We start from the raw sequence: 10,763 nt of genomic DNA, 5'->3' as shown, positions 1-10,763 counted from the left end.
CATTCCCCCCGTCCCTATGCCCCTCACCCTCCATAACACCCTCATCAAACGCAAGCAACCCTTTACCCCCATCGCCCCTGGGCGGGTGACGATGTACTGCTGCGGAGTGACGGTCTATGACGATTGCCACCTGGGCCATGCCCGGTCGTACCTGGGGTGGGATGTGCTGCGGCGGTACCTGCGGTGGCGGGGGTACGGGGTTCACTACGTGCAGAACTTCACCGATATTGACGACAAGATTCTCAACCGGGCCAAGGCCGAGGGTACGACCATGGTGGCGGTATCTGAGCGCTATATCCAGCGATACTTCGAGGATATGCATCACCTGAATGTGATGGATGCCGACGAGTATCCCAGAGTGACGGAACATATTGGGGCGATTCATGAGTTGATTGGTCAGCTTGCAGCAAAGGGCTATGCCTATGCTGCCGGGGGCGATGTGTATTATCAGGTGGAGCAGTTTGCCAACTATGGCCAGCTCTCGGGGCGATCGCTCGCAACGATGCAGGCTGGAGCGAGTGGTCGCGATCTGGCGGCTACTGCCAAGGCCAACCCGGCGGACTTTGCCCTCTGGAAGGCAGCCAAACCCGATGAACCGGCGTGGGATTCTCCCTGGGGACCGGGCCGACCGGGGTGGCACATCGAATGTTCCGCGATGATTCGAGCGCGGCTAGGGGCCACTATCGATATCCACGGTGGCGGCGGCGACCTGGTGTTTCCCCACCACGAGAATGAAATCGCCCAGTCTCAGGCCGCCAACGGCAAACCCCTGGCCAACTACTGGCTACACAACGGCATGGTGACGGTGAATGGCGAAAAGATGTCTAAATCTTTGGGCAATTTCACCACGATTCGTGACCTGTTGGATGGGGCCTGGGTCGGGTATCCCCAGCCGGTAGACCCCATGGCGGTGCGGCTGTTTGTGCTGCAGGGGCATTATCGGAAGCCGCTGGATTTCACCCAGGATGCGATCGCAGCCTCAATCAACAGTTGGCAAACGCTAAAGGCCGGACTTCTCTTTGGCGATCGCCACGGAGTCGCCTTAGCATGGCCAGCCGCCAACATCCAATCTCCTCTTCAGGCACCCGGCCCGGATGACCCGTGGGTTGAGCGGTTCCAAGCCGCTATGGACGATGACCTGAACACGCCGGGGGCTCTGGCCGTGTTGTTTGAACTGGCTAAAGGGCTACAGCGAGAGGGAAACCGTCTGGTTCATGAAGGGAAGCCCCAATCCAGTCCGGATCGGCTCTTGGAGCAGTGGCAAACCCTGATGCACCTGGCTCAAGTCTTAGGGTTTGAGGTCCCAGACGACAGTGATACTGATGCAGTATCGGGTGACTTAGATGATGCTGCGATCGCTGGTCTGATCCAGCAGCGTCAGATAGCCCGGCAACAGCGCGACTTTGCGACGGCGGATGAGATTCGCGATCAACTGGCGGCGGTGGGGATTGCGGTAGTTGACCAACCCGATGGAGCCGTCCGTTGGCATCGACAGTAAATCAGTGAGATCCTGTTGCGGGTAGATAGACTAAGCCTATCAGGCCAATCAGAGTTAACCCTATTCAAAAGTTGCTGGAGTCGTCACCCATCAGATTCCATGCTAGCCTCTACATGATTCTTAATTAAACACGAGTCTTTCCCGTCAACATCGGCGGTAGCAAAAATGTCACATCCATCTACACTATCGGCTGAGCCCTGCGTAACGACCTTTGATGAGTTTGCGCAGTTAGCGAATTATTCTCTGATGGACACCTTAAATGCCGATCCTGATGCCACGGTCGATGGTGATGATCACCGTCCCCGGCAGGTTTTTTCGGGTCATTTCGTACCGGTGAAACCCACGCCACTGGCAGAACCCGAATATGTTGCCCACAGCAGCACTTTTTTTAAGGAACTGGGGTTGAGCGATGAATTGGCGCTGGATGAAAACTTTCGCCAGGTCTTTTCGGGTGATCTCTCTGCTGCTCAAGAGCCGATGCGTCCCGTGGGCTGGGCGACGGGGTATGCCCTGTCGATTTATGGTACCGAATATATCCAAAATTGTCCCTTCGGCACGGGGAATGGGTATGGCGATGGTCGGGCGATATCGGTATTTGAAGGCATACTCAACGGCCAGCGCTGGGAAATGCAGTTGAAAGGAGGCGGCCCAACGCCCTATTGCCGGGGTGCTGAAGGGCGCGCCGTCCTCCGTTCAAGTGTGCGTGAGTTTCTAGCACAAGACTATATGCACGCTTTAGGGGTGCCAACATCGCGCTCTTTGACCCTGTATGTTTCTAAATCTGAAACCGTTACTCGGCCCTGGTATTCTCAAGACTCCTGCTCTATTGAGCCAGATGTTTTGGTGGACAATCCTGTAGCCATTTCAACGCGCGTTGCCCCCTCCTTTTTGCGCGTGGGTCAGCTAGAGTTATTTGCCCGCCGCGCTCGCAGCCATGCTCATCCAAATGCATCAGAAGAGTTGCGCATGATCATGTCGCATTTAATTGAGCGAGAATACAAACGCGACATTGATCAGACCCTGGGGTTTACCGATCAATTGGTGGAGTTGGCTAAGCACTTTCGCCAGCGGCTGACGTCACTGGTGGCCAATTGGCTGCGGGTTGGCTACTGCCAGGGTAATTTTAATAGTGATAATTGCGCTGCGGGGGGCTTTACCCTCGACTATGGTCCCTTTGGGTTTTGTGAAATTTTTGACCCTTGGTTTCAACCCTGGACGGGTGGCGGCGAACACTTTGCATTTATCAATCAGCCCAGGGCAGCAGAAGCGAATTACTACATGTTTTGGAAAGCGGTGAGGCCGCTACTGGCAGACGATGCTGACGCTTTGGAACAGTTCGATCAGGTAGGCCGTGGCTTTACAGAAGCCATGCAGCAACAACTCCAAGCCATGTGGGCGGCCAAGCTGGGCTTGCCTGAATTTAATCCAGAGCTGTTTAAGCAATTAATGCAGCTAATGACCCATTCAGATGTGGATTACACCATTTTCTTCCGTGAGTTATCTCATATCCCAGACGATGTCTCAGCCTTGAAAAAGAGTTTCTACGGTAAACCGTCACAACACTTTGAGGACCAATGGCAAGCTTGGCTAAAAAGCTGGTGCGACCTTGTTATGAACGGCGGCCCGGTTGAGATATCACTGGCTGAGATATCCACCAAAATGAAACAGACTAACCCAAAGTACACCTGGCGAGAGTGGTTAATTGTCCCGGCCTATCAACAGGCTATACAGGGTGACTACAGGTTAGTTAGAGAGTTGCAAGCAGTCCTGAGCTATCCCTACGATGAGCAATCACAAGAGGTAGAAGATAAATACTATCGTCTAAGACCCAGCGTGTTTTCTGACGTGGGTGGCGTGACACACTATAGCTGCTCATCTTGATGACGACGCGGCGATCGCCGCAGGCCGGTCTTTGACCATCGCTGACCTGATCCAGCAGCGCCAAACGGTTCGACAACAGCGTGACTTTGCCACAGCAGAGCAGATTCGCGATCGCCTGGCAGCAAGGATTGCAGTGGTTGACTAACCGGGTGGCGAAGTTCGCTGGCATTGGCAGTGACAGATAGATGTAAACATCACTCCATCACTCCTCAAAGGTTTAACCTTCGAAGCTTACTCCGGCTTTTGAATCATTTGCTCCCACTGACGCTGTTTCGCTTTGGGGTCAATGCCTAGCAAACGCACATAGTCACCGGGACGCTCCGCCAAGAACTGTTCCACCTGGGTCAGCACCTGGGCGTCATGGGTGCTGGCAATTGCCGGGCCACTTTGCCAGGAACCCACCTTAAATCGCCTCGCATCGGCAAATTCCAGACCAATGCGGTGACCCTGGCGTAGCTGTCGTCGGATGATGTCTACGACTTCTGCCCGCAAAGGTTGGCCCACCTGGCCATTGTGAGATGTCGAGTGGAAACCGTTACGGTCGGCCGGATTCTGTAAAGCGGTGGTGCATTCGATACCATTTGCGCAGCGGTACCCAGCTCGCAGGGCCTGATTGATTTCGACCACATGGTGAGAGAAAGTGCGATCGCCTTCGTTAGCATCCGGTAGGCGATCGGCCGCCTGCTGGGTCGTAATCACCATTCCCGATGGCACATACTTTCCGGGGGGAATCTCCACATCCTGAATCAGGGCATGCATCATCACAATGCACCCGTGACCTACCTGGGCATTAAACACCGTCGAGCGAAAGCCAATAAAGCACTCATTCCCAACGTAAGCAGGGCCGTGAATCAACGCCATATGGGTAATGCAGGTGCCTTCGCCAATCCATACTGAGTAGGCTTGCTGGTCATCCCCAAAGACACGCCCCTGCTCTAACCCATGGATGACCACTCCATCCTGAATGTTGGTATTCGCCCCGATGTGAAAGGGAGCCCCTTCATCCGCTCGAATGGAGGTATTGGGGGCAACGATGACATTTTCGCCCAGTTGCACATCCCCAATCAGACTGCACTGGGGGTGGACATAGGCAGAAGCTGGAATTGTAGGCTGATCGAGATCGCTATCCCAGGGAGTGGGTGGGGCGGGTTGATGACGCAGCGGCATGATACCTTCCTTGGTTCAAAGTTGAGTCGGATTGGGAGCATCCCCATAGACGGTAGCGGGGTCAAAAGTTTTGGCCGTTTCTGTGAAGGTGAGCGCGATCGGCTGATCAGTTTCAACTCGCCCCTCGTCAGGGGAAATCTGGCGATAGAAGCAAGAGCGATAGCCTACATGGCAACTGGCTCCTGACCCAGACACCTTGACCTTCATCCACAAACAATCTTGATCATCATCAATCAGCAATTGCTCCACGGTCTGCACTAGCCCACTGGTTGCACCTTTGTGCCAGAGCTGTTGGCGACTGCGGCTGTAGTAATGAGCTTCACCCGCTTCCAGAGTTTTCAGCAGTGCAGCTTCGTTCATGTAGGCATGCATCAACACCTCGCCCGTGGCCGCGTCTGTGGTGACAACCGGGATGAGCCCATGGGCATCAAACTTAGGAGCCAAGAGCATCCCTTCTTCGACAGCTTCAACTGAGGTGCGGGCAGCAAAGGGGGATGACATAGGACAGGGAGTAACGATGACAATCGGGTCTAGAGCAAATAGGTTGCCTCAGTTGGGTCTGAGAGCGCTGGCTGGTCGTTGATTTGGGAACTGCGGCAGTCTCTTTCTCGGTTTGCTTTAAATTTGCAGACACCAACTTTACCGAGAGTTCATATCTATCTCAGTATATATCGCATATGGTGAGAATGATAATCATTCTAGTTAAGAATTGAGGTTCTCTCGATGTCTAGTTTTGGTCAGTCAATCGTTTCTCTCACCGGCAAGACGGGTGTCGCGATGGCGGAGTCGGTCCTGAGGACCATCGCAGTCGGCACGACTCTGAGTCTGTGCATCCTGGCTCCGGCTCAGGCAGCGACCTTTCAGATTTCATGGACAGGGCAAATTCTGGGCTACAGTGCTGAGGGTCGTTTCAGCTATGACGACACCCAAACCTATGAAAGCGGAATTGTGCGAGGTGATGATTTAGACGCTTTTGACATTGCCTTCTTTGATCCGCAAGGCAATCTGATTCAAGAATTTGAGGATAACCACCTCACCTATGCAGGATTCAACTTCAATTTCGACACCCAAACGGGTGAAATTCTGCAAGATGGCTTTTTCGATGAGCCCAATGGCATTGACATCGGCGAGTACACACCTTTGTTCGATGACGCGGGAGAGTTCATTGGGGCAACGGGGCTAAATTTCTGGTCGGCGGCTCCGCTGACTCCAGATGGAGAACCCGTACCCCATGTTCACCTGACTGATTTTGGCGATGAGTTTCTTGACCTGCCGATAGGTTTTGCTCCCCATCTCGATGTCGCTTTCTTTACCCGTACACGGGCACAGCTTCTAGACGATCCGGAGGCAGGCGATCAACTCGGCCAACGGATGGTTGCAACCCCGGTACCTGAACCGGGTGCTTTAGTCGGACTGAGTGCGATCGCACTGCTGGCTTGCCGTTTGCAGCGCTCTAAGGGGCAAGCCAAGTCTGTATGAGGGAAGCGATGCTCGTTGAAATATGAATGATGGGCGGCCCTGAGACGATCGTTAAGTTACTGGTTAGCCAGCGTATTTCTCACCTGGCTAACCAGCCGCCTCCCCAGGTCAACAGCATTGAAAACGAGATCGCACTGCGCCCATTAGGATTGAGTTCACCTCGTCATAATGGCTACTGCATGCTGCCATCTGGGTCAATGCAATTGGTGGGACAGTTAAGATATCACGATAGCGGTTGGGGTCGCCTGCGTCAAAGTCTCAAGGGTCTTCGCCAACGCAGGTGCTGGTGGCCGGGGCAAAGTAGCGATCGCGGTCATCAAGCAGCCCCAATGCTGCATTGCGATCGCGTCCAGTACAGCTACAGCAGAGCCATGCTTGTGGACAGTGCCTAACCCTACATACGATTTGACTCGTTATTAGAATAGGAATATATCTCAACCTAAGGGCGATACTCGCGAAGGACGCTACCGCTGCAAGTGCTCACTAATTACACCCAAAACCCGGAACGCTAGACCCAAGCAGTCCTGAGATTGGATAGGAAAAATGATGCCGCCCCGCCGCCCTTTAGGAACTGGAACCGAGTTGCCGTCAGCCATCCACCCGCTTAACGATGACAGACCCGAGAGCCACCGGAGAGTTCATTCATTCCCGCTACCGGATTGTTAGTGAGCTGGGACGGGGGAGTAGCGGCCTCATGTATCGTGCCCAGGATACGGTCACGGGTCACTGGATAGCGCTGAAAGAGTTATCACTGCGAGGCTTGGGGGATTGGAAAAAGCTGGAACTATTTGAGCGAGAAGCCCGCATCCTACAGCATCTTGATCACCCCGCGATTCCCCGATATGTCGATTATTTTCAAGTAGACACGGCAGACAATCGTCTGTTTTATATCGCTCAGGAAATGGCTGAAGGGCGATCACTAGCGGAGTTGGTCGCAGCAGGAGAGCGATTTTCTGAGAGAGAGGTGAAACGGATTGCGATCGAGATTTTGCACATCCTCCACTATATTCATCAGTTAAATCCGCCTCTCATTCATCGGGATGTGAAACCGCAAAACCTGATCCGTGGAGACAATGGGTGTATCTCCCTGGTGGATTTTGGGGCCGTACAAAGGGTGTATCGCGATCAAACGGCGCTGGGCAGTACGGTGATCGGCACCTATGGCTATATGGCTCCCGAGCAGTTTCGGGGTCATGCTTCGCCCGCCACGGACCTGTATGGTCTGGGGGCAACATTGCTGCATCTGCTGACGCACCAAAACCCGAGCGAGTTGCCGGAACGACGCCTCAAAATTGACTTTCGCCCCTACGTAACGGTATCGGCTGAGTTCGCTCAATGGCTAGAGACCCTGCTGGAGCCGCTGGTAGAAGATCGCTTTGCCTCAGCCGAGGGGGCGATCGCTGCACTCACTCAGCCACCCCCGATGCGGGGAGAGGTCGTTGGGCGCGATCAGCTCCCGTCACCGGGTCTGAGCCAAAAACCTCCGTACAGCCGCATCAAATTCACCCGCACTCAGCAGTCTATCTCGGTACAGATTCCCCCGTATAGGTCTTGGGCAGTGGCACTCGGGTCTACCTACTGCATGGTATGCCCCTGGGGCTTGGGTTTGCTGGCTATCCGAGCAGGCATTTTCACGCTCGGCCCACTCGCAGCGGTCACCATATTGCTGATATTAGGGGGTACTGGTCTGCTAGCACTGCTCGGATTTGTCATTAATCTGACTGGCACAGAATTTTTAGAAATTAAGCCCGATCACTTTACCCTGACGAGCCGTTGGTTGCGACTAACCACTGTGCGCGACGAAGGCCCCCTAAAATCGTTAATCGGTGCCCAACTATCGACAGTCACTAAGCGCAGTCATGCCCACCAGATTGCAGGGAGCCTTAAGCTACTGAAACCTCAGAGTGCAGAGACTTTTGGCAGCTTTCTGACCAAAGCCGAGGCAGCATGGCTAGCGGCTGAAATCAATGCCTTTATTCAAGAACACCGTGCGCGATAGGGATAAGGAGATTGCCTAGAAGGAGCACCGATATGGTCAAGGCCGGGTTTGCGATCTAGCTTGGATGCCATCACTCCCAAGCATCCACCAAACCCACCCCAACAGGTATCGGTTTTATTGGCTGAGCCTACCCTGATGAGTTAGGGGAAACGGTTACAGCCAGCGTCCGCCCCAGGCCAGAAGCATCGAAAACGCGATCGCGGCAGCCAATCGCCGCTTATGATAGCGAAAAGGCATTTTATTAAGATGGTTGGCAGAAAGATGTTGTCCTAGGTTTCACTCCATTAACCAGTTAAAAAGCTCTTCTACTGTGAGATTAAAGTTCTTGGCAAAGTCTGGTACTGGCAATTGCGTTTCTGGTTCATCAGAAACAGTCGTCGGTTGATCCGGTCGATAAACAAAAACGGATTGTTCATCTGAATCAATCAACCACCCCATTTGAGTGCCATGCTTGAGGCAGTGCAGAATATTCTTGGTGACTTTAGTTTGGCTTTGATTCGGCGAAAGAATTTCGATTGTCCAATCTGGAGCCATTGCAAAAACGTTAGCTACCCCACCATTTTTCTTACGTGGAATTCTATCCCACAGGAATACAGCAATATCGGGTACGGTTGAGCGTCCGCCAAAAGTACAGCGTAATTCTGTAAAAGCGCGTGCGATTTGCTTGGGTTTGACGACCAAATTAATTGCAGGTGCTAGTTCAGTTTGAATTACACTATGCTCTCCTTGTGGCATTGGCTTCTGGATGATAAGCCCATCAATGTACTCGCTAGCAGGTTCTGTCTCTGGTAACTGTAGAAATTCTTCTAGCGTAAGCGTTTTAGTAGGCGTTTGTACCATTTTCAGATTCCCGTAAGAGGAATAGGAGGGCTACATGATACTCTATTTGCTATCTTATCGATCAACAGTCCGGACAATTTTACCAATGAAGCTACAAGGCTTACAGGGTAATCATCCCAGCAACTACCTATTTAAATCAAAGTTAGCTTTCAGGCTGACATTGGTTTAAATACTTTTAGCGACGAAGGCTCTACATTACAGGCGATGTAAGGAGTAGATCTTTGTCCAGAGTATTGACCGATGCATCAAGCAGTTGTTGCAGTCTAACACTACGTTGGTTTTGTTCACCCCCATTTGCCTCCCCAGGCCAACAGCATCGAAAACGAGATCGCCGCGATCGCCTGCCGAGCCATCAGCTCCACCGCAAACCGCACTGACTGTTCGCGGGCGATGGTGAGTGCAGTGACCAGACAGGGCAGCAACACCCCAGCCAGGTACACACCAGTCAAGATTTGCAGCGGCGTCAGTATCGCCAGGGTGTCTGGTTCGGCAAAGAGCAGCAGTCCGTCTTTGCGAATCGAGGCCAAAATCATGGGTAAAGCCGCTTCTGGGGGCAAGCCAAACAGCCCCATCAGGGGATTGATCCATCCCGCCAGGGCGGTGATGAGGCCAAGCCAGTCCAACACTGAAGCGATCACCGTAATCACCAAGAAGATGGGAATCGCATTGGTAAAAAACTGGTTGAGGGTACCCTGGGTTTCGCGCCAGATAGCGGACCAGCGGGGCATTTCCAAAAACGTGCGCCGTTCAATCATCAGGGCATTGTGGGGGGAACGGGCGGCTTTGGGCGCAATCAGGCGGGTGTAGATCAGGGTGGTCAGGGTCAAGTAGCCCAGGTAGGGCACCACTAAACCGGGCGAATTGGCGGCGCTGAAGACCCCCAGGGTGGCCCCGAACTGGTAGGAACAGGCGGAACCAAAAGCGATCGCACTCACGCAGGTCTGCCGAGAACAGCTGGAACAGGCGCGAGTGCTGATCACGGCGGGCACATTGCAGCCAAATCCCATAATCACCCGCACCAGATCTCGCCCGGACAGGCCAAACGGTCTCAGCAGTGGATGCAGTGCTACGGTAATGCGTTCCACTAACCCGCTGGCCTTGTATGCGCCTAAAAACAGGGCATACAAAATTACCGTTGGCACCGCCCAAACAAATAACAGCGGCCCCATGGTGACTAAGCCATAGCGGCCCATTAGAATCTCTCGCAGCAGCGATGGGGTCTGAGACAGAATCGTAATCAGCGGCTCTAATCCAGCTTGAACCAGGGGATCCAACACCCCCGCGACGCCATTGGCAACCCAAACGGCAATGACCGCAGGCAACAGCAACAATAGGATGGCCAGCAACCCACCCCAGCGGGGATGTTCTAACCAGGTGGGCGCGGGCTCGATGCGCCAGCCCGCCGGAATCGGATGCCATTGCTGGGGAAACGGAACTGGAGTCTGCAACGCCTCTAGAATCTGCTGGCGTTGCCCCTGGCTTAAATGACGCGCATCCACCGGAATAAACTTCACCTGGGCGGCTTGTTCCCAACGACCCAAGACCTGCTCGGCGAAGTCAGAGGGCAATACTTTATCCCAGAAGGTCACGACCACCAGCCCCTGCTTCCCAGCCACGAGCGGCAACAAATCCGCCAGGTCATCATCCACATGGGTCGCCTTAACGACGAGCAAAATCCGGTCATGGACCTGGATTTGCGCCAGGGCCGTACGGGTGGTGGCGGTATCGGAGCGAAAGAGAATGCCGGGAGTGTCTATAAAGGCATCGTCTTGGGTCTGATAGGTTTCGCAGGCGATCGTCGAGCCCTGAATGTTGGTGCTGGTGGGCGATCGCCCCGTGAGCGCTGCGGCCAGTTCAGATTTGCCAGTACTTTCTTTGCCGACAATGACGGTGGTGCGG

The 10,763-nt window shown here is 53.8% G+C and carries 8 protein-coding genes; 4 read left to right on the top strand and 4 right to left on the bottom strand.

Features of this window, described 5'->3' with window-relative positions:
- The first annotated feature begins 16 nt into the window (after positions 1 to 16).
- Both cysS and IQ254_RS26285 read left to right on the top strand, forming a co-directional pair.
- Positions 17 to 1,498 (top strand): cysteine--tRNA ligase, encoded by a 1,482-nt coding sequence (gene cysS / locus IQ254_RS26290; RefSeq protein WP_193969120.1) that lies wholly within the window; start codon positions 17 to 19, stop codon positions 1,496 to 1,498.
- Between the two features lie 165 nt (positions 1,499 to 1,663).
- A complete protein-coding gene (locus tag IQ254_RS26285; RefSeq protein ID WP_193969119.1) occupies positions 1,664 to 3,379 on the top strand; it encodes a protein adenylyltransferase SelO family protein in 1,716 nt (571 codons plus the stop codon).
- Positions 3,380 to 3,610: 231 nt separating this feature from the next.
- Here the strand turns inward: IQ254_RS26285 and IQ254_RS26280 are convergent, their stop codons facing one another.
- Entirely contained in the window at positions 3,611 to 4,546 is a 936-nt protein-coding gene (locus IQ254_RS26280) for a ribulose bisphosphate carboxylase small subunit (RefSeq protein WP_193969118.1), read from the bottom strand.
- 15 nt (positions 4,547 to 4,561) lie between these two features.
- Positions 4,562 to 5,047 (bottom strand): phosphoribosyl-AMP cyclohydrolase, encoded by a 486-nt coding sequence (gene hisI, locus IQ254_RS26275; RefSeq protein WP_193969117.1) that lies wholly within the window; start codon positions 5,045 to 5,047, stop codon positions 4,562 to 4,564.
- Positions 5,048 to 5,269: 222 nt separating this feature from the next.
- Between hisI and IQ254_RS26270 the strand changes: the two genes are divergently transcribed.
- On the top strand, positions 5,270 to 6,025 hold the full coding sequence (locus tag IQ254_RS26270) for a PEP-CTERM sorting domain-containing protein (RefSeq protein WP_193969116.1): 756 nt from the start codon (positions 5,270 to 5,272) through the stop codon (positions 6,023 to 6,025).
- Positions 6,026 to 6,635: 610 nt separating this feature from the next.
- Positions 6,636 to 8,024: a serine/threonine-protein kinase gene (locus IQ254_RS26265; protein WP_193969115.1), complete on the top strand. Its 1,389-nt coding sequence runs from the start codon at positions 6,636 to 6,638 to the stop codon at positions 8,022 to 8,024.
- 276 nt (positions 8,025 to 8,300) lie between these two features.
- On the opposite strand, the gene IQ254_RS26260 is transcribed toward IQ254_RS26265, so the two are convergent.
- The gene (locus IQ254_RS26260; protein WP_193969114.1) at positions 8,301 to 8,864 is read right to left on the bottom strand and encodes a Uma2 family endonuclease; all 564 of its coding nucleotides are present in this window, start codon (positions 8,862 to 8,864) and stop codon (positions 8,301 to 8,303) included.
- A gap of 284 nt (positions 8,865 to 9,148) precedes the next feature.
- Positions 9,149 to 10,763, bottom strand: a 1,615-nt coding sequence (locus IQ254_RS26255) for a nucleoside recognition domain-containing protein (protein WP_193969113.1), incomplete at its 5' end; no start/stop codon positions are given.

It is taken from the genome of Nodosilinea sp. LEGE 07088, assembly GCF_015207395.1.
Classification (GTDB): domain Bacteria; phylum Cyanobacteriota; class Cyanobacteriia; order Phormidesmidales; family Phormidesmidaceae; genus Nodosilinea.
This window is presented reverse-complemented; position numbering and strand designations above follow the sequence as displayed.